Below are 18,566 nucleotides of genomic sequence, written 5' to 3' on the forward strand. Positions count from 1 at the left end.
CTTAATCTCTTAATCATTCTTCTTCCAAGAAATCTTTATTTAGATTGAAAAAGGTAAAAGTCCCTATAGCAACCTTCTTGTCCTTATCATCTGTAACATCAACATTAACAACTATTACTTTCTTGCCTCTTTTTGTAACATCTGCATAGGCAATTATTTTTTCTGTATCCATGGCCGCAGAAATAAAATTCATATTTGAAGAAAGAGTTGCCGTCTTTTTACCATAAGAAATAGATGCCGAGCCAGCTATTGTATCTGCTAGTGAAAATATACATCCACCGTGAACACTTTTAATTGGGTTGAAATGTTCATCTCTTAGTATAATTTCTCCTTCAGCATGACCTTCGCTAATTTTTGTAGTATTTATTCCCAAAAAAATAGCATATTTATTTCTTTCATTACGGGTTTTTATTAATTTATCAAAATCTGTCATCTTTCCTCCTATTTATAAAAAGACCAACACTAGAATCTTCATTTTTTATTTCTAAATAATACTCATTATAATCAAAATCAAAATTTAAGTATGCATCTGCCAAATCTGGATTTTTCAAAAAATGTAGACTGGCAAGTTTATTGCCAGCCTTACTTTGCCTAATTAAAATAGCATATGTTTTTGTTAATTGCAATTTAGACAAAGGATAAAAATCATTTTCTAAATAAATATTTAAAACTCGATTATCAATTTCTATAAAGTGATCTAGGTCTATTTCATTTTCCCTGATGGGTCTGATTTCAAAATCACTTTCTATCAATAAATTATTTATTTTTGATTTATACATTATTTAACCCTATGGATAGAACCTCTTTTTACAGGGACATCTCTTCCTGTCATCTTGTAAATGGCATCTGATATATATGGCTGATGACCTATTAAGATATAATCACAGTCATCATCTAAGATATTTATTATTTTATCGTAGCCTGAGTTTCCAAAAGATAATTGGTCTAAGATTTCATAATCACAATCAAATATAGAAGAAAATATTTCTGCAGTTTGCCTTGCTCTTGTATATGGTGAGCAATAAACTTTAAAATTATCTGATTTAAATTTTTCTTTAAATTCTTTAAAGTTATCTTCTAATTCTTTTCTGCCTTCTAAGGTTAATTTTCTATCATAATCACTTGTTATTAAATCTTCTGATTTACCATGTCTAATTAAATATATCATTTTCTTAAATTATAAAATCCTTTTAATCCTAAATATTCAGCACTATTTCCTAATTGATCTTCTATTCTTAATAATTGATTATATTTTGCAACTCTTTCAGATCTAGCTGGAGCACCAGTTTTTATAAATCCTGCATTTGTTGCAACTGCAAGGTCTGCTATTGTAGAATCTTCTGTTTCTCCAGATCTATGAGAAATAATTGCTGTCATATTATTTTGTCTTGCTAAATTTATTGCATCTAGTGTTTCTGTAAGTGTTCCAATTTGGTTGAGTTTTATTAAAATTGAGTTTGCAGATCTTTCTTCGATTCCTTTTTGAAGTCTTTTTGTATTTGTTACAAATAAGTCATCTCCAACTAATTGAATCTTGTCTCCTAGTTTAAGATTTAATAATCTCCAACCTTCCCAATCATCTTCATCAAGGCCATCTTCTATTGAATAGATTGGATATTTTTCGCTAAGTTCATAATAATATTCAATTAAAGCCTTTGAATCAAATATTTTGTTTTCGCCCTTCATAAAGTATTCTCCATCTTTATACATTTCTGATGCAGCTACATCAAGAGCAAGAACTATATCTTTTCCTGGTTTATAACCAGCTTTTTCTATTGCTTCTACTATCACATCTAAAGCTTCTGCATTTGATCTTAAGTTTGGAGCAAATCCACCTTCATCACCAACACCAGTTGATAGAGAAAGTCCTTTTAATACTTCTTTTAGCTTATGGTAGACTACTGATCCCATTTCTAATGCTTCTTCAAAACTATCTGCTCCAACTGGCATAATCATAAATTCTTGTATATCAACATTGTTATCAGCATGTTCTCCACCGTTTAAAATGTTCATCATTGGAACTGGTAAAACTTTTGAATTTACTCCACCAATATATTGGTAAAGTGGCATATTTAATTCATCAGCTGCAGCTCTTGCTACTGCTAAAGAAACACCTAGTATAGCATTTGCCCCAAGTTTTGATTTATTTTCTGTTCCGTCTAATTCCATAAGATATCTATCAATTGCAACTTGGTCTAGGCAATCAAAGTAAACTAAATTTTCTGCAATTTTTGAATTTACATTTTCCACTGCTTTTTTAACACTTTTGCCAAGATATCTTTTTCCACCATCTCTTAGCTCAACTGCTTCATAAGCGCCTGTTGATGCTCCACTTGGAACTATTGCTCTTCCAAATCCACCATTTTCTGTTCTTACTTCTACTTCTACAGTTGGGTTTCCTCTTGAATCAAGGACTTCTCTTGCATAAACATCGTTAATAAAACTCATAATTTACTCCTTTATTAATAATGATTTGCCAGTCATTTCTTCTGGCTTAGTAATATCTAATAAATCTAAAATTGTTGGCGAGATATCGCATAAGGCACCATCTCTAATTTTTGCATCTTTTATTCCATATAAATATACTGGAACTGGATTTGTTGTGTGGCTTGTAACAGTTTCACCTGTATCTGTTAACATTTCTTCGCAATTTCCATGGTCAGCTGTTACAATTGCAGCTCCGTGAACTTTTTCTATTTCTTTTAAAATTCTACCTAAACACTTATCTACTGTCTCAACTGCTTTTATCGCTGCATCTATTTTTCCAGTATGACCAACCATATCAGGATTAGCAAAGTTTAATATTATGCAATCATATTTATTGGATGCAATTCTTTTTACTAATTCATCTGTAACTTCTAGGGCACTCATCTCTGGTTTAAGATCATAAGTTGCTACATGAGGTGATGGAACAAGAACCCTATCTTCTCCATCGTATGGGTCTTCTCTTCCTCCATTGAAGAAAAATGTTACATGGGCATATTTTTCTGTTTCTGCAATTCTTAATTGTTTTTTATTATTTTTTGCAAGAATTTCTCCCAAGGTATTGTTTGGTCTTTCTTCTTTAAAAGCAACATGGGTGTGTGGGATAGTTTTATCATATTCGGTCATAGTTGCCATATGAATATCGAGCAACTTTCTTTCAAAGCCATCAAAGTTTTCATCTGTAAATGCTCTTACAATTTGTCTTGCCCTATCTGGTCTAAAGTTGAAGAAAATTATACTGTCTCCATCTTTTATATTTGCAAGTGCTTTGCCATCTTTTTCTATATAGCTAGGTTCAACAAATTCGTCATAAACTTTTTTATCATAACTTGCTTTTATCAAGTCTTGGCTAGACTTATAACCTTCTTTAGAATTTCCAGTTACACAATCATAGTAAAGTTTTGTCCTGTCCCATCTTTTATCCCTATCCATGGCATAGTATCTTCCACTTATACTAGAAATTTTACCTAGACCGATTTTTTCTAAGTTTTCTTCAAGTTCTTTTATATCTGCTAGACCACTATCCGGTGCTACATCTCTTCCGTCTAAAATCGCATCTATATATACATCTTCTAGTCCTTGTTTTTTTGCCATTTCTACCAAGGCTAAAAGATGGTCCATATGAGAGTGGACTCCTCCCTTGGAAACAAGTCCCATAATGTGAAGGTTAGACTTATTTTTCTTTACATTTTCCATGGCATCTATAAATACTGGGTTCTTAAAAAACTCTCCATCTTTTATTGATCCACTTATCCTGGTTAGGTCTTGAAATATTATTCTTCCTGCACCTATATTTAAATGTCCAACTTCAGAATTTCCCATTTGACCTTCTGGTAGTCCAACCGCTTCTCCTGATGTCAAAAGTTTAGCATTTGGCCAATTATTTTTTAAATTATCTAGATTTGGAGTCTTTGCAAAATTTAAAGTATTTCCCTCATAATCTTTGCCGATTCCATATCCATCTAATATTGTTAATATTACAGGTCTCATCTTATACCTCATAATTTATTATATCTAAAAATTTCTTGCTATCTAAAGATGCTCCACCTACTAAGGCTCCATCTATATTTTCTTTTTCTAATAATTCTTTTGCATTTTCAGGTTTTACTGATCCACCGTATAAAATCCTAGTTTTTTCTGCAAACTCTTGTCCATAAAGACTTGCAAGTTGGTCTCTTATGAATTTACACATTTTTTCTGCATCCTTTGGATCACAAGTTTTTCCTGTTCCTATCGCCCAAATTGGTTCGTAGGCAATTATTAATTGTCCAATTTTTGCTTCAATTTTATCTAGGCCTTTAAGGATTTGTTCTCTTACAAAGTCTTCGTGTTTAGCTTCTTCTCTTATGTCTTCGCTTTCGCCTAGGCATAAAACAACTCTTAAACCGTTTTCTAATCCTTGTTTTACTTTTGTATTTATAACCTGATCATTTTCAGAAAATATAGTTCTTCTTTCTGAATGACCAACAAGTACACTATCAACTCCAAGAGCCTTGAGCATTTTTGCTGATACTTCTCCAGTATAGGCTCCGTCATCATATTGACAAAGGTTTTGTGCTCCTAGTCTTATATCTGTATCTTTTAATTCTTCTTCTGCTAATTGCAAAAATACATAGGGTGGAAATATTATTACTTCCTTATCTTTATCAAATTCACTATTTTTTATATTTTCAATTAGCTGCTTAGATTCATTAATATCTAAGTTCATTTTCCAATTTCCAGCTATAATTTTTTTTCGCAAATTATGCCTCCTCTATACATTCAATACCAGGAAGTTTTTTGCCTTCTATAAGTTCTAGACTTGCTCCGCCACCTGTTGATATGTGGGAAATTTTATCTTCATAGCCAGATTTTTCAACAGCAGATGCAGAATCTCCTCCACCAATTACAGTTAAGGCTTGGTCGAGATTTGCTAAGATTTCTGCTATCGCAAATGTTCCCTTAGAAAAGTCTTCTAGTTCAAAGACTCCTGCAGGTCCATTCCAAATGACAGTGCGAGCATCTTTTAATTCTTCTTTAATTTCTTTTATAGTTTCATCGCCTATATCTAATCCCATTAAGTCATCTGGAATTTCCTTGCAGCTGACAACTTTTCTTGGATAGCCATTTTTCATTTCTGGAGCAACAAGTGTATCTACTGGTAGTATTAATTTTACTTTCTTTTCTTTTGCTTGGTCTAAAATTGACTTTGCAAGATCTAATTTATCTTCTTCAACAAAAGATTTTCCAACGCTATATCCCATAGCCTTATAAAAAGTATAGGCCATGGCTCCTACTATAATTAATTTATCTACCTTGTCGAATAAATTTTCAATAACTCCAATTTTATCTGAAACTTTTACTCCGCCCATAATAATTACAAATGGTCTCTTAGGATTGTTTAAAGCTTCGCTAAAGTATTTTATTTCTTTTTCAATTAAAAATCCTACTCCAGATGGCAAGAAGGATGCTACTCCAACATTTGATGCGTGAGCTCTGTGAGTTGTTCCAAAGGCATCGCTTATAAAGATATCGCAGGCACCTGCAAGTTTTTTAGAAAATTCTTGGTCGTTTTTCTTTTCTGCTGGATTAAATCTTGTATTTTCAAGCATAACAACTTGTCCGGCTTTAACTTTTTTTATTTCTTCTATAATTTCATCTGAAATTACATTTTTATCTGCAAGTAATTTTACTTCTTGACCTAATAATTCTGATATTCTTTTTGCTACTGGTTTTAGGCTAAGATTTTCATCATATACTCCCTTAGGTCTGCCAAGATGGGATAATAAAACTACAGATCCACCTTGGTCTAGTATATATTTTATGCTTGGTAAGCTTTTTCTAATTCTTGCATCGTTTGTTATTTCTTTATTGTCTAAAGGTACATTAAGATCTGCTCTTAATAAAACTCTTTTATTTTTAAAATCAAAATCTTTTAGTGTTTTTTTCATCTTTTCCTCCAAGAAAATAAGCGAAAACCCTTAGGCTTTCGCTTTTATCTTATAGATTTTCAGCAACTAGTTTTGTTAAATCTATAACTCTTTGAGTGTATCCCCATTCATTGTCATACCAAGCTATACATTTTACTAGTCTATCCTTAACAAGGGTTAGTTTAGAATCAAATATACATGAATATTCGTTTTGAATTATGTCTGAACTTACTATTTCATCTTCTGTATATTCTATGATTCCCTTTAATTGATTTTCTGATGCTTTTTTAACAGCTTCATTGATTTCTTCTTTTGTAACATCTTTTGAAACTTCATAAGTTACATCTACTAATGAACCTGTTGGAACTGGAACCCTAACAGCCATACCTGTTAATATTCCATCAACTTCAGGAATTACTTGTCCTACAGCTTTTGCTGCTCCTGTTGTAGTAGGAACAATATTCTCTGCTGCTGCCCTTGCACGTCTTAAATCTTTTTTGTGGACTGAGTCGTGTATGTTTTGATCGTTTGTGTAAGCATGGATTGTTGTCATTAATCCTCTTTCGATACCAAAATTATCTAAAATTACCTTTGTTAGAGGTGCTAAACAGTTTGTAGTACATGATGCCGATGATAAGATTTGATCTTTATCTTTATCGTAAGTGTCATCATTTACGCCCATAACTATTGTATTATCAACGCCCTTGCCTGGAGCTGTTATAATAACTTTTTTTGCTCCGGCATTTATATGGCCCATAACTTTTTCTTTTTCTCTAAAAGCTCCTGTTGATTCAATTATTATATCAACTCCGTGAGCTTTCCAATCCATTTCTTCTGGTTGTTTACTTTCAAGAACTGTGATTTTTTTACCGTCTATTGTAAATCCGTCATCTAGTATTTCGATTTTTCCTGGGAATTTTCTGTATATAGTGTCGTATTTGAATAAGTGAATACGATCTTCCATTGTTTCTTCTTTTCTTCTTACTGTAACGTGTGTTATTTCAAATCCTGGATTATCCATTAAAGCCCAAGATCTTAAAAAATCTCTACCTATTCTTCCAAAACCCATTATTCCTACTTTAACTGACATACTTACCTCCTAGTATTTAATATGCAATTTGCAGCGCTCTCATCTATAACAAGTACCATATCTTTTCTTAGATTAGATATCGAAACTATTGCTTCAGCTTTTTCTACTCCTCCACAAACCCCAATTACAATTGGTATTTTTAAAAAGTCTTGTAGAGATATGCCTGAGCTTGGTGCAACATAGATTTCTTTACCTTCTTTATCAAAGTAGTGACCAATCACTTCAGATACAGCACCCTGATCTAAAATTTCTTTTGTTTTTTCCTTGTCTATGCCTTTTCTTTCTAGCATTTCATCCGCTCTTCCTACACCAAAAATTAGTAGGTCTAGGTGTTTTAGCATTTGATAAGTTTCTGAAACTTCTTCATTTTCAAGCAGCATATTCATAGCTTCATCGCTTACTGTATCTGGTACCGGGAATAATTTGTATTCACAGTGCAATTTATCAGCAATAATTGCAGCTATTGAATTTGATTGATACTCTACAACACTTCCCAAAGATCCTCTTGCTGGTATAACTGTTATACCAAGATCTCTTTTGCTTTCACTAAGTTTATCTGCTATTGAACGAAGAGTTTTGCCCCCAGTAATTCCCATCAAGTCTCCTTCACATATGCTTAGGTTGATAAGTCTTGCTGTTGCTGCTGCTAAATTATAAAAAGCATAATCTCCTTTTGAATAGTCTCCCTTAACAACTATAACTTCTTCTATTCCAAGAAGTGATGTAACTTTTGCCCCAAGTTCTTTAAGATTGTTAAGGTCCCTATATGTGTCATTAAATCTTTTTAAATTAACTCTAGCTTTTTTATTTACACTAATCATGGATGAATTAACTTCTATCAAGCCAATATCCTTTAGTTTTGTAATTTCATAGTTAATTGTTTCTTTTGAGATATTTAGTTTTTCTGCAAGTTCTTCTTCTGTTATAGTTCCAGTCCTATTTAAATATTCTAGAATTTCGTATCTTCTTACAAAGATTTCTCTAAATTCTGGAACAAAGGAACTTAAAAGTTCAACATTCATATAAGACCTCCCTTAATTCATCCAAACACATTTATTTTGGCTAAAATTAGCTATTACTCACTAGATAATTTTACTATATGATTGACTTTTAAGCAATTTAAAAGAATTATTTAATTATTTCTTGTCTTGCTTGTTCAAGTCTTCTTAATAATTCATTCTTACCTAGGATTATCATAATATTTGATAGTTCTGGTCCATGAACATTTCCTGTTAATGCAGCTCTTACAGGCATATAAAGATTCTTCCCTTTAACTCCTGTATCTTTTTGAACTCTTTTCATTACAGTTTTTGCAAATTCTTCGTCCACTTCTTCTACTTGAACTAATTCTTTTTCCAGGCTTGTTATTAATTTCTCTGTATTTTCGCCTTTTAATTGCTCAATTGCATCTGCTTCTTCGACTTTTAAATCTCCAAATAAGAAGCTTACTTTTTCAGGCAATTCATTTACTGTATCAAGTGAGTCTAAAACAGTTTCAACAAGATATTTGTATTTATTCCAGTCTTTAGCTATTTCATCTTTTGTCATAAGACCTGATTCTATCATTGCTGGTTCAGTAAGTTCTGCAATCTTTTCAAGTGGATATTCTTTTATATAGTGAGCATTGACCCAATTTAATTTTTCTATATCAAATATTCCGCCGCTTTTTCCTACCCTATCGAAGGAGAATTTTTCTACCATTTCATCAAGTGATAGTATTTCTTCTCCATCTTCTGGAGACCAACCAACAAGGGCTAGATAATTTATTAAAGCTTCTGGTAAATATCCTTTTGATCTAAAGTCTTCGACAGAAACATCGCCTTCTCTTTTTGAAAGTTTTTTTCTATTTTTATTTAATACTGTTGGTAGGTGAACAAATTTTGGAGCTTCCCATCCAAATGCTTGGTATAAATAAACATGCTTTGGAGTTGATGGAAGCCATTCTTCTCCCCTAACTACATGAGTTATTCCCATTAAATGATCATCAACAACTACTGCAAGATGGTAAGTTGGAAAACCATCAGATTTAACTAAAACTTGGTCGTCCATTTCATCTGTATTTATAGTTACTTTTCCTCTTACTGCATCATCAAATGTTATGTCTTGATTTCTAGGAAGTTTTAACCTAATAACATATTCTTCCCCAGCTTCTATTCTTCTTTTTACTTCTTCTTTAGAAAGACCTCTACAAAATCCATCATATTTTGGAACTTGTCCTTTTATTCTTTGTTCTTCTCTTAAATTATCTAGTCTTTCTTTTGAACAGAAGCAGTAGTAAGCCTTGTCATTTTCAATTAGAGTATCTACATATTTTCTATATAAGTCTAATCTGTTTGATTGTATATAAGGACCATGTTCTCCTTTTTCAATTATATTTCCATCTTCAACAAATACCCCTTCATCATGACCAATTCCTGACCATTCAAGTGCATCTATTAAGTTTTCAATTGCTCCTTCTACAAATCTTGATCTATCTGTATCTTCTATTCTAAGGATAAATTTTCCTTTATTTTTTTTAGCAAATAAATAATTGTAAAGTGCAGTTCTAAGCCCACCTATATGCAAAAATCCAGTTGGACTTGGTGCAAATCTTACTCTAACTTCTCCCATGTTTCCTCCTTAAAGTTCACTAACAATTCTCTCATAAAAACTTATTATTAAACTAGCTATTAAAACTAGCATTCTTGAAAAATCATATAATTGCTTAATATAAAAATATATGGCAAATGACAACAAAAATAATACGACGATTATTTTAAGTAGCAAAAGATTCTTATAACTTTCCTTTCTTTCATCATCTAAATTTTTAAAAGCTAATTTTATAAAAATATTGTTGGCATTTAGAAGATAGGATATATAGCCAAATAAGTCCATAAAAAAGACTAAAGTGGCAAGAATTAAAAATATAAGTAACAAAAACATATCTAATCTCCTTTAAGCAATCTATCAAATTAATTTTATACTTTAATCGTTTAATTTTCAATGATATTAGCTATAATAAACTTTTGTAAATATTTCTAACATATAAAAAAAGACCTGAATTAATTCAGGTCCTTTTTCTTTGTAGCACAACAAGAGTTTTTATTGTGACATGCTTGACAATAGTCACAACCTTTAGCTTTTCTTGTATGCTTTATTGAAAAATATATAACAACTAATAATAAAAGTAAGGTTATTATTGTAGGAATATTCATCATCTAACTCCTTCATGACTAACTTGTAATTTATTATCTTCTTTTTTTGCTGGTCTAAGAATTAAGTATAGATATATTGCCAATATTACTAGAGCAACTGCTGTTCCAGCATTAAAAGCTTGTTTATCTATTAAAACTCTTGAGAATTGGTAGATCATAAGAGCTACTGTATAAGAAAATACCATTTGGTAGCCTATTGCAAATCTAAACCATTTTCTTTCTCCCATTTCTTCTTTCATTGCACCAAGTGCTGCAAAGCAAGGTAGAGTTAATTGGTTGAAGAACATGAATGATAAGATAGATGCTGTTGTAAATTTAGAAGTTATTAAAGCGTTTAAGCTAGCATCTCCAGCAGCAACTTCTCCAAGTCCTGCAACTACTCCATAAGTTGAAACTACAACTTCCTTAGCTACAAGTCCTAGTAAAGTAGCAACTGTTGCCATCCAATCTCCAAACCCAAGCGGTGCAAATATAAATGATAGTTTTGTACCAATATAAGATAGGATTGAATGAGTTGAAGCATTTTCAAATTCCATAAATTCTCCATAAATAGAAATATTTGATAGAACCCAAACTACAACTGTACATAAAAGAATAATTGTACCAGCTTTTATAACAAAGGCTTTACCCCTGTTGTAAGTTGCTTTTAAAACATTTCTCATGCTTGGTAAATGATATTCTGGAAGTTCCATAACAAATGGAGCAGGGTCGCCACTAAAGATTTTTGTTTTCTTTAATATTAAACCAGAAACTACAACAGCAACAATCCCACCAAAATACCAAATTGTTGAATACCACCAAACTCCAGCAAACATAGCTGCGAACATGGCAATTATATCCGTTTTTGCTCCACAAGGCATAAAGGATGCAACTATTACTGTCATTCTTCTATCCTTGTCGTTTTCTATTGTTCTTGTTCCCATGATTCCCGGTACAGAACAACCTGTTCCTATTAGAATAGGAATAAAGCTCTTACCAGATAAACCAAATCTTCTAAATACTCTATCTAATATAAAGGCAATTCTTGCCATGTAGCCAACATCTTCTAGAATTGAAATTAAGAAGAATAGACAAACTATTACAGGCAAAAATCCAAGCACTGCTCCAACACCGCCAATAATACCATCAGATATTAAGCTTGTTAAAGCATCTGAAACACCCATAGAAGATAAAAATCCACCAACAGCTTCTGGAACCCTTTCTCCTAAAAGTTCATCAGCCCAAAAATCATTTATTGGACCACCAACAATGCCAATCGAAATATAATAAACAGCTGACATAATTACTGCAAATATAGGAAGGGCAAGAAGTCTATTTGTTACAACTTTATCGATTCTATCACTTGTTGAAAGACCACTTCTTCCTTTTTTTACTGATTTACTTGTGATGTCAGTTACAAAATTATATCTTTGGTCTGTTATAATACTTTCGCTGTCATCATCAAATTCTTCTTCTGCCTTATCGATAATTGAATTGATTTTAGCAAATTCGTCTTCGCTAACAAAAATCTCATCTCTTATCTTTTCGTCTCTTTCAAAAAGTTTTACTGCTAGCCATCTTTTAGCTGGATTTTCTTTTAGTGAATCTACACTAGAAATTATTTCTTCTATATAATTTTCAACATTTTCTGAAAAACTCTTCATGCTCTTATTTTCGTAAGATTTTTCAGCTAATTGCTTAGTTGTTTCTATCAACTCATCAAGATTTTCATTTCTTAGTGCTGATATCTCTACAATTTTGCAGCCAAGTTCTTCTTCTATCTTTTTAGTATCAATTTGGTCCTTATTTTTTCTAACAACATCCATCATGTTAAAAGCTAAAATTAAAGGAATTCCAATTTCTGAAAGCTGAGTTGCAAGATATAAGTTTCTTTCTATATTAGATGCATCAATAACATCTATAACCACATCTGGTTTTTCGTTTATTAAATAATCTCTTGATACAACTTCTTCCAATGTATAAGGAGATAAAGAATATATACCAGGTAGATCAGTAAATTTTATATTTTTATCTTCTTTATATTGTCCTGTTTTCTTCTCAACTGTAACACCAGGCCAGTTACCAACGTATTGGTAAGATCCTGTTAAATTATTAAATAAAGTGGTTTTACCACTGTTTGGATTACCAATTAATGCAACTGTAATATCCATAATTTACCTCCTATTTTATTATTTCTTCAATTTCTATAAGTTCTGCATCATTTCTTCTTATAGATAATTCATAATTTCTCACATTGATTTGTACTGGATCGCCAAGAGGGGCAACTTTTCTTATGTATATTTCAGCTCCCTTAGTAATACCCATGTCCATAATTCTTCTTTTGTAGGCACCTTGACCATTAATCTTTGAGATTTTATAGTAGTGGCCTACTTTTGCCTCTTTCAAACTCATTTTTTAAATCCCCCCAACAATAATAGCCGACGCTATATCGTGTCCTATTGCAACTCTGGAATCTTTGACTTTTACAATCAAATTTCCACTGTTTTCACTAACAACACTAATAATAGCACCCTCAACAAATCCTAAATTTTCAAGATGTCTATATTGATTTAAATTATTAAGCTTATTTTGTTTTATCTTGGTGATTCTAAAGTCTGTGTTTTTCGGAATCATTAATAAATTCATCTTCCTCAACTCCTAACATGAAATATAGCAAAATTCTATCAATATCGAAGTCCTAAATATTTAAAGTAATTGTTTCTAATTGATAATAATATGTACTTGATAACACAAGTCTTTTGATAATCAGCATCGATATTATAACACACTTTTTTTCCAAATTAAAATATTCCCAAATAAAATTAAGTATTTTCTGTATTTTTCATATTATTCCTGTTTGCATATTAAAATTTAAAACATTTATAATAAAAAATTTTGCTTTAAGATACTTTTAATAATTTTAAATTAAATCTATCAAACAAATTAATTGCTTTATTTTTATAAATTTGCATAAAAAAAGCACCCGTTTCCAGGTGCTAATATGTAACCATGAACCCATAATCGAATTACGTTCATATACGGTACCCAAATAGTTAACTCAAATAAGGCACTCCCGCGGCACAGCTAGTCACCTACTTAGTGCTGCTTCCGTCAAGACCTGACACGGTTCGCAGGGCTATCTTGCGCAGGACCCTATTATCAACATCACTTTTTTGGGGCAGTCTATACAAACAACAACCCTCATATGGGAATTCGACCCTGCTATAGCGAATCGCAGGTTACAAGGCATCGCTAATTCCCCGTCTATCATGGCAATGGCGGAGAGAGAGGGATTTGAACCCTCGATACGATATTATCGTATACCCGCTTTCCAGGCGGGCCCCTTCAGCCTCTCGGACATCTCTCCAAGCTTAGAATATAATTCTAACTTGTAATCTAGACTTTGTCAAGAATCTATGATTTTACTGCAAATAAAGAGATAAATAAATTAAAAATAAATAGAAAATTTTAAAATTTTTTCTAAATGATGTAAAATATTAATTAAGAGTATTTTCTTAAGGAGTGAGGTTTTGAATACAAAACAAAAGATATTAAAGTATCTGGAAGAAAATAGGGATGATTTTATATCCGGTGAAGATATGGCTAAAAAACTCAATATATCTAGAACTGCGATTTGGAAAGGGGTTAATTCTCTAAGAGATCAAGGCTTTGTAATAAACAGTTCCACCAACAAGGGTTACCAGATTGATAAAGATTGTGATAAAATTTCTGAATTTGGCATAAAACATAATTTATCAGATGAGTTAAAGGAAAAAGATATAGATATTATCTATTATGATTCTATAGATTCGACTAATACAGAAATGAAAAGAAGGCTCTATTCTGAAAAATTAAATAATTACACTGTGATAGTTGCCGATGAACAAACTGGAGGACGTGGCAGACGCGGCAGAGACTTTATTTCTCCTAAGGGGTCTGGAATTTATTTTTCAATTGTCTTATTCCCAGAAGATAATTTTGATATGAGTTCGTTTGACCTTGTAACTGTTAGAGCAGCAGTTGCTGTTGCAAAATCAATTAATGAAATCACTGATAAAGAGGCAAAAATCAAATGGGTCAATGATGTCTTTGTTGATGGAAAAAAAGTTTGTGGAATTTTATCAGAAGCCGATTCTGATTTTGAAAATAGACATATAAAATCTATAATAGTTGGAATTGGAATTAATTTTTCTACCAAAGAAGAAAATTTTGGTGAATTGAAAAACAAGGCTGGATCTATCAATCCTAAGGGCGTTTTAAGAAGTGAATTGTGTGCAAAAATAATCAGTAATTTTTACGACATCTACTATCATCAATCAAATGAAAGTGTCCTAGATTATTACACTAAGTATTCGAATGTTATAAATCAGGAAGTTGAATTTGAATTAAATTCTAAAAAGTACAGTGGTATAGCTGAAAAATTTGATGAAAAAGGAAATTTAATTGTTAAATTAGATGATTCTAATAAAATGACCTTGTCTAGTGGCGAGATCTCAATTAGAGGAGACTTTTATAGATAAAAAATAAGGAGAACAGTTTCGGACTGCCCTCCTTATTTTATATTGGGAAGAAAAAAAGATAATTGAGTAATATTAACAACATAGTGGAAATATTAACAACTTAATAATAACACAGCTTTCATAGTTTTGCAATCGTTTTCTAAAAGTTTATAAAAGAAGCTTGCATTGACTGCAAGCTTGTATACATGAGACTTTGGCTGCATTTATAATGATTTTTTTAATAAAATCTTTTAAAATAATTTTTATCTCTTTAGTCATCTATTCTATATTTATATTACTTACCATATTTTTAATAATAGGGCAGAAATATCGTCTTTTTGTTCGCCCATTGTAAACTCATAGAGTTTTTTGTTTAGCTCATCAATTTCTCCATCATCATTGTTTAGTAAGATATCTATAACCCTATTAACTCCGTAGGCTTCTTCCTTAAAATTTTTTGAATCTACTACTCCATCTGTCATAAATAATAATTTATCTGTTATTCTAAGATCTGTTTCATACTCTTGGTAGGATTCATTATTTAAAAATTTTGTAATTGGAAATCCTTCTGCCTCAAGAACTTTTGCTTGACCATTTGATACTAAAATTGGTGTTGGAAAATGACCTGCATTTGAATAAGTAAATTTTGAAGCTTTCTTATTGTAAACTCCATAGAAAAAAGTAAAGTAATTATCTATATCTAAGTCTAGTTTTACAAACTTCTCCTGTAGATAGGAAAGTGTGTCTGCTGGGTGGATCAAGATTTCAAAAGGTACATCTCTGAGTACAAATTTAATAAACATGGTTAGCATAGAAGATGCAAATCCATGTCCCACACAATCTGATATATAAACTCCAAAATTTTCTTCATCTATTTTGAAGATATCAAAAATATCTCCACTAAGAACACTTGATGGTCTGTAAATATATTCTACTTTCAAATTCTCAATAAATCCATTTTTAGGTAATAGGGAATTTTGAATTTTTTTAGCTTGAGCCATTTCTATAGAAAGCTTTTTATTTTTATCTATAATTTCACTAATAAGTCTATGCTCGTTACTAGTGTTTCTAAAAACTTCTACTGCTCCAAATATTCTTCCATCTAGGTTCTTTATAGGAGAGCATTTTACAGAATAGTATATCCCGTCTATATATTCTTCTCTTTGAATAACTTCTCCTGTTTGAATGGTTCTATTTGCTATATTCGTAGATAAATCAAAATCATCTATCTTACAAACCAAGGTTTTCTTGTCATAGCCTAGTTGCTCTTCCATGGCATTGTTTACAAAAATCACCCTGCCATCAGCATCTATGACTCTAACTAGATCAGCAATAGCATCTAAAATCTGATAATTAAGTTTTGATTTGTTAAATATCATATCTTTATATTTAGATCCCATTCTTCCACCTCTGTTCAATTATTATATCATATTAAACTGTTAAATGATATTCTATTTTGGCATAGGTCCGTGATACTGGTAGTAGTAGGTCTTAATCCTACCGTTGTATAGTTTTCTATTTCTGTTAGATTTTTTGCCGAAGTTTTTTTCAAACTTTTCATCAGCAGATATGGCAAATAAGGACCAAGTTGGATTTTCCTTATAAAGTTTCCCAAGTTCTTTTTCTAATTCCGCCAAATCGTCTCCGCCAATTCTCACTCCATATGGTGGATTTGTAACAATGACTCCGTAATCTCCAGCAAGGTCTAAATCTCTTATATCTTTTACAAAAAATTTAATATCATTTTCTAGTCCTAAAATTTCTGCATTGCTTTTTGCTATTTCAATAGCTTGTCTTGAAATATCTGTTCCATAAATTTCAAGTTCCTTATCATAATCTATTTCTTGATAGCACTTAACTTTTTCTTCTTTCATTATTTCCTTGTCCATAAAAATAAATTCTTCAAAGTCAAATTTTCTAGAAAGTCCTGGTGCTATATTTTTGCCTATCATGGCAGCTTCAATTGCTAGAGTTCCTGATCCGCAAAATGGATCCCAAAATACTCTGGAATCATTCCAAAATGAAAGCTGGATAAGCCCTGCTGCTAGGGTTTCAGATATTGGCGCCTTGTAGGATGCAGCCCTATATCCTCTTTTGTGAAGTCCTGATCCTGATGTATCTAGTAAAATTCTAGCGACATCTTTATATAAAATGACTTCTAATTTATATCTTTCTTTAGATTTTTCAAAATAATCTATTTTATAAGTTCTTTGTAATTTTTTTATAATTGCTTTTTCTGTTATTCTTTGGCAATCAGATACTGAAAAAAGTTTTGACTTTGCTGATCTTCCTTGAACGATAAAATTTCCTTCTTCTGAAATTATATCTTCCCAATCAATCGCATATACATTATCAAAAAGTTCTTCAAAGCTAAGAGCTTCAAAACTTGCTATTTCTATAAAAACTCTTTCTGCTGATCTTAATCTTAAATTTAAGATAGCTATATCCCTTAAATTTCCATCAAATTTTATTTGTCCATCACTAACTTCTAGTTTCTCATAGCCTAAGTCTAAAAGTTCTCTTTTTACAACAGACTCTAGTCCAAAATTCATATTTACTATTATTTTTATATTCTTCATTCTTTCACCCAAATTAATTATACAATATATTCTATAAAAAAAAGAACCAGTTATTCTGGTTCTTCTTCTCTAATTTTATTCATATCTCAAAGCATCTATCGGATCGAGTTTTGCCGCCTTGTTGGCTGGATAGTATCCAAAAAATATACCAATCGCCATAGAAAATCCTACTGCAACAATTATTGAGCTGATTGATGGCAGAGTTTTTGATTTTAACAAGATCGAAGCTCCATATCCAAGAGCTGTTCCAAGTAAAATTCCTATAACTCCACCTATTATACAAATAATTATACTTTCTATTATAAATTGTAGTCTTATGTCTTTATTGGTTGCACCAAGGGCTTTTCTAATACCAATTTCCCTTGTTCTTTCTGTTACAGATACAAGCAATATATTCATAACCCCAATACCACCAACTAAAAGAGAAATAGCTGCAATTCCTCCTATAGCAAGTTTTATTGTTCCCATAGTTTGATTTACTTGGCTTGCAAATGATTCAACACTATTTGCTCTTACTTCTACATTCTCTCTATCTCTTAGTATTCCTTCATTAAAAAATTTTTCTATTTCTTTTTCTAAATCAGAAAGTCCTTCCCTATCTTTTGCACTTAACATAAAGTACATATATTTGTCTGTATCTTCTCCATCAGAAAATTGCATGTTACCAACTCCAAGCGGTATGTAAACGCTAGTAGGATCATCTTCCGATTCTCCCCCAAATACTCCCATGCTCATTGGTTCATATTTATAAATACCTATGACTCTATAAACTCTTAAACTACCTCCAGTATCTACTTCAATTTCAGATCCTAATGCATCTTCTATTTTATCATTAAAAATATCCTCTACGACCTTATCTGATATTACTGCAACTTCTTTTGATTTTTCTTCATCTTCGTCAGTTAAAAAAGATCCCGATAGCATTTTTATACTAAAAACACTCTTTGCTCCAGGTGTTGTAGAATATATTCTTACATTTGAAGTTTTTCTCTCATCTTTTATAGTTCCTGACACTATACTTCCATTTATAGTTACTGAGTCTATTTTATCAGGATTAAGTTCCTTAAATCTTTCAATTTCTGATCTTGGAATCATATCATCTGATGTCATATCTTCAAAGTCATCTTTTGGTCTTACCATAACTTCTATTGTTGTATTTCCTATTTGAGAAAAGCCCTGCTCAACTGAATCCGAAAGGGCCTTCCCAATTGTAACTATAGCTATTACAGAAGATATTCCAATAATTATTCCAAGCATGGTCAAAAAAGACCTCATCTTGTTTAATAAAAGTCCTGAAAAAGCTATCTTAATATTTTCTAATATGCCCATAA

18 protein-coding genes, 1 tRNA gene and 1 other RNA gene are annotated in these 18,566 nt (G+C 31.5%); 1 reads left to right on the forward strand and 19 read right to left on the reverse strand.

Features of this window, described 5'->3' with window-relative positions; genetic code table 11:
• Positions 1–13: 13 nt before the first annotated feature.
• From HGPB_RS07220 to HGPB_RS07290, 16 genes are all read right to left on the reverse strand, one after another.
• Entirely contained in the window at positions 14–433 is a 420-nt protein-coding gene (locus tag HGPB_RS07220) for a PaaI family thioesterase (RefSeq protein ID WP_019133013.1), read from the reverse strand.
• On the reverse strand, positions 420–779 hold the full coding sequence (locus tag HGPB_RS07225; RefSeq protein WP_019133014.1) for a hypothetical protein: 360 nt from the start codon (positions 777–779) through the stop codon (positions 420–422). Before HGPB_RS07225 ends, HGPB_RS07220 begins: the two co-directional genes overlap by 14 nt.
• A complete protein-coding gene (locus HGPB_RS07230; protein WP_019133015.1) occupies positions 779–1,168 on the reverse strand; it encodes a SixA phosphatase family protein in 390 nt (129 codons plus the stop codon). The genes HGPB_RS07225 and HGPB_RS07230 overlap by 1 nt, the downstream gene beginning before the upstream one ends.
• Positions 1,165–2,448 carry a phosphopyruvate hydratase gene (gene eno / locus HGPB_RS08870; protein WP_019133016.1) on the reverse strand — a complete coding sequence of 428 codons (1,284 nt, stop codon included), beginning with the start codon at positions 2,446–2,448 and terminating at the stop codon, positions 1,165–1,167. The genes HGPB_RS07230 and eno overlap by 4 nt, the downstream gene beginning before the upstream one ends.
• A 3-nt stretch (positions 2,449–2,451) precedes the next feature.
• Entirely contained in the window at positions 2,452–3,975 is a 1,524-nt protein-coding gene (gene gpmI, locus HGPB_RS08875) for a 2,3-bisphosphoglycerate-independent phosphoglycerate mutase (protein WP_019133017.1), read from the reverse strand.
• 1 nt (position 3,976) lies between these two features.
• Positions 3,977–4,726, reverse strand: coding sequence for a triose-phosphate isomerase (gene tpiA, locus HGPB_RS07245; protein ID WP_019133018.1), 750 nt, complete (start codon positions 4,724–4,726; stop codon positions 3,977–3,979).
• A gap of 1 nt (position 4,727) precedes the next feature.
• Positions 4,728–5,915, reverse strand: coding sequence for a phosphoglycerate kinase (locus HGPB_RS07250; protein ID WP_019133019.1), 1,188 nt, complete (start codon positions 5,913–5,915; stop codon positions 4,728–4,730).
• Between the two features lie 49 nt (positions 5,916–5,964).
• Positions 5,965–6,984, reverse strand: a complete 1,020-nt coding sequence (gap, locus tag HGPB_RS07255; protein WP_019133020.1) for a type I glyceraldehyde-3-phosphate dehydrogenase — start codon at positions 6,982–6,984, stop codon at positions 5,965–5,967.
• Positions 6,985–6,986: 2 nt separating this feature from the next.
• Positions 6,987–8,006: a sugar-binding transcriptional regulator gene (locus HGPB_RS07260; RefSeq protein ID WP_019133021.1), complete on the reverse strand. Its 1,020-nt coding sequence runs from the start codon at positions 8,004–8,006 to the stop codon at positions 6,987–6,989.
• 106 nt (positions 8,007–8,112) lie between these two features.
• A complete protein-coding gene (gene gltX, locus HGPB_RS07265; RefSeq protein ID WP_019133022.1) occupies positions 8,113–9,594 on the reverse strand; it encodes a glutamate--tRNA ligase in 1,482 nt (493 codons plus the stop codon).
• A 9-nt stretch (positions 9,595–9,603) separates the two neighbouring features.
• Positions 9,604–9,906 (reverse strand): hypothetical protein, encoded by a 303-nt coding sequence (locus tag HGPB_RS07270; protein WP_019133023.1) that lies wholly within the window; start codon positions 9,904–9,906, stop codon positions 9,604–9,606.
• Positions 9,907–10,177: 271 nt separating this feature from the next.
• Complete coding sequence (gene feoB / locus HGPB_RS07275; RefSeq protein WP_019133025.1) at positions 10,178–12,328, reverse strand: ferrous iron transport protein B; 2,151 nt, start codon at positions 12,326–12,328, stop codon at positions 10,178–10,180.
• 10 nt (positions 12,329–12,338) lie between these two features.
• The gene (locus tag HGPB_RS07280; RefSeq protein ID WP_019133026.1) at positions 12,339–12,569 is read right to left on the reverse strand and encodes a FeoA family protein; all 231 of its coding nucleotides are present in this window, start codon (positions 12,567–12,569) and stop codon (positions 12,339–12,341) included.
• A 3-nt stretch (positions 12,570–12,572) separates the two neighbouring features.
• A complete protein-coding gene (locus HGPB_RS07285; protein ID WP_019133027.1) occupies positions 12,573–12,803 on the reverse strand; it encodes a FeoA family protein in 231 nt (76 codons plus the stop codon).
• Positions 12,804–13,164: 361 nt separating this feature from the next.
• Positions 13,165–13,430: signal recognition particle sRNA large type (gene ffs / locus HGPB_RS08700), an RNA gene on the reverse strand.
• A gap of 3 nt (positions 13,431–13,433) precedes the next feature.
• Positions 13,434–13,524: transfer RNA gene (locus HGPB_RS07290), tRNA-Ser, on the reverse strand.
• Positions 13,525–13,687: 163 nt separating this feature from the next.
• On the opposite strand from HGPB_RS07290, the gene HGPB_RS07295 reads away from it, so the two are divergent.
• Complete coding sequence (locus HGPB_RS07295) at positions 13,688–14,677, forward strand: biotin--[acetyl-CoA-carboxylase] ligase (protein ID WP_019133028.1); 990 nt, start codon at positions 13,688–13,690, stop codon at positions 14,675–14,677.
• 278 nt (positions 14,678–14,955) lie between these two features.
• On the opposite strand, the gene HGPB_RS07300 is transcribed toward HGPB_RS07295, so the two are convergent.
• The 3 genes from HGPB_RS07300 to HGPB_RS07310 all read right to left on the reverse strand — a co-directional run bounded on the left by HGPB_RS07300 (position 14,956) and on the right by HGPB_RS07310 (position 18,564).
• Positions 14,956–16,056, reverse strand: coding sequence for a SpoIIE family protein phosphatase (locus HGPB_RS07300; protein ID WP_019133029.1), 1,101 nt, complete (start codon positions 16,054–16,056; stop codon positions 14,956–14,958).
• A 51-nt stretch (positions 16,057–16,107) separates the two neighbouring features.
• Complete coding sequence (locus tag HGPB_RS07305; protein ID WP_019133030.1) at positions 16,108–17,235, reverse strand: THUMP domain-containing class I SAM-dependent RNA methyltransferase; 1,128 nt, start codon at positions 17,233–17,235, stop codon at positions 16,108–16,110.
• A 75-nt stretch (positions 17,236–17,310) separates the two neighbouring features.
• On the reverse strand, positions 17,311–18,564 hold the full coding sequence (locus tag HGPB_RS07310) for an ABC transporter permease (RefSeq protein WP_019133031.1): 1,254 nt from the start codon (positions 18,562–18,564) through the stop codon (positions 17,311–17,313).
• Positions 18,565–18,566 lie beyond the last annotated feature (2 nt).

This window comes from Peptoniphilus obesi ph1 (genome assembly GCF_000311865.1).
GTDB classification, from domain to species: domain Bacteria; phylum Bacillota; class Clostridia; order Tissierellales; family Peptoniphilaceae; genus Peptoniphilus_E; species Peptoniphilus_E obesi.

Excerpts from the sequence above, each read along its gene's own strand:
- eno (WP_019133016.1), bottom strand. The coding sequence starts at position 2,448 with ATGAGTTTTATTAACGATGTTTATGCAAGAGAAGTCCTTGATTCAAGA.
- feoB (WP_019133025.1), bottom strand. The coding sequence starts at position 12,328 with ATGGATATTACAGTTGCATTAATTGGTAATCCAAACAGTGGTAAAACC.
- gltX (WP_019133022.1), bottom strand. The coding sequence starts at position 9,594 with ATGGGAGAAGTTAGAGTAAGATTTGCACCAAGTCCAACTGGATTTTTG.
- HGPB_RS07305 (WP_019133030.1), bottom strand. The coding sequence starts at position 17,235 with ATGAAGAATATAAAAATAATAGTAAATATGAATTTTGGACTAGAGTCT.
- HGPB_RS07310 (WP_019133031.1), bottom strand. The coding sequence starts at position 18,564 with ATGGGCATATTAGAAAATATTAAGATAGCTTTTTCAGGACTTTTATTA.
- gap (WP_019133020.1), bottom strand. The coding sequence starts at position 6,984 with ATGTCAGTTAAAGTAGGAATAATGGGTTTTGGAAGAATAGGTAGAGAT.
- HGPB_RS07285 (WP_019133027.1), bottom strand. The coding sequence starts at position 12,803 with ATGAATTTATTAATGATTCCGAAAAACACAGACTTTAGAATCACCAAG.
- HGPB_RS07225 (WP_019133014.1), bottom strand. The coding sequence starts at position 779 with ATGTATAAATCAAAAATAAATAATTTATTGATAGAAAGTGATTTTGAA.
- gpmI (WP_019133017.1), bottom strand. The coding sequence starts at position 3,975 with ATGAGACCTGTAATATTAACAATATTAGATGGATATGGAATCGGCAAA.
- HGPB_RS07280 (WP_019133026.1), bottom strand. The coding sequence starts at position 12,569 with ATGAGTTTGAAAGAGGCAAAAGTAGGCCACTACTATAAAATCTCAAAG.
- HGPB_RS07230 (WP_019133015.1), bottom strand. The coding sequence starts at position 1,168 with ATGATATATTTAATTAGACATGGTAAATCAGAAGATTTAATAACAAGT.
- HGPB_RS07220 (WP_019133013.1), bottom strand. The coding sequence starts at position 433 with ATGACAGATTTTGATAAATTAATAAAAACCCGTAATGAAAGAAATAAA.
- HGPB_RS07300 (WP_019133029.1), bottom strand. The coding sequence starts at position 16,056 with ATGGGATCTAAATATAAAGATATGATATTTAACAAATCAAAACTTAAT.
- HGPB_RS07270 (WP_019133023.1), bottom strand. The coding sequence starts at position 9,906 with ATGTTTTTGTTACTTATATTTTTAATTCTTGCCACTTTAGTCTTTTTT.
- HGPB_RS07260 (WP_019133021.1), bottom strand. The coding sequence starts at position 8,006 with ATGAATGTTGAACTTTTAAGTTCCTTTGTTCCAGAATTTAGAGAAATC.
- HGPB_RS07250 (WP_019133019.1), bottom strand. The coding sequence starts at position 5,915 with ATGAAAAAAACACTAAAAGATTTTGATTTTAAAAATAAAAGAGTTTTA.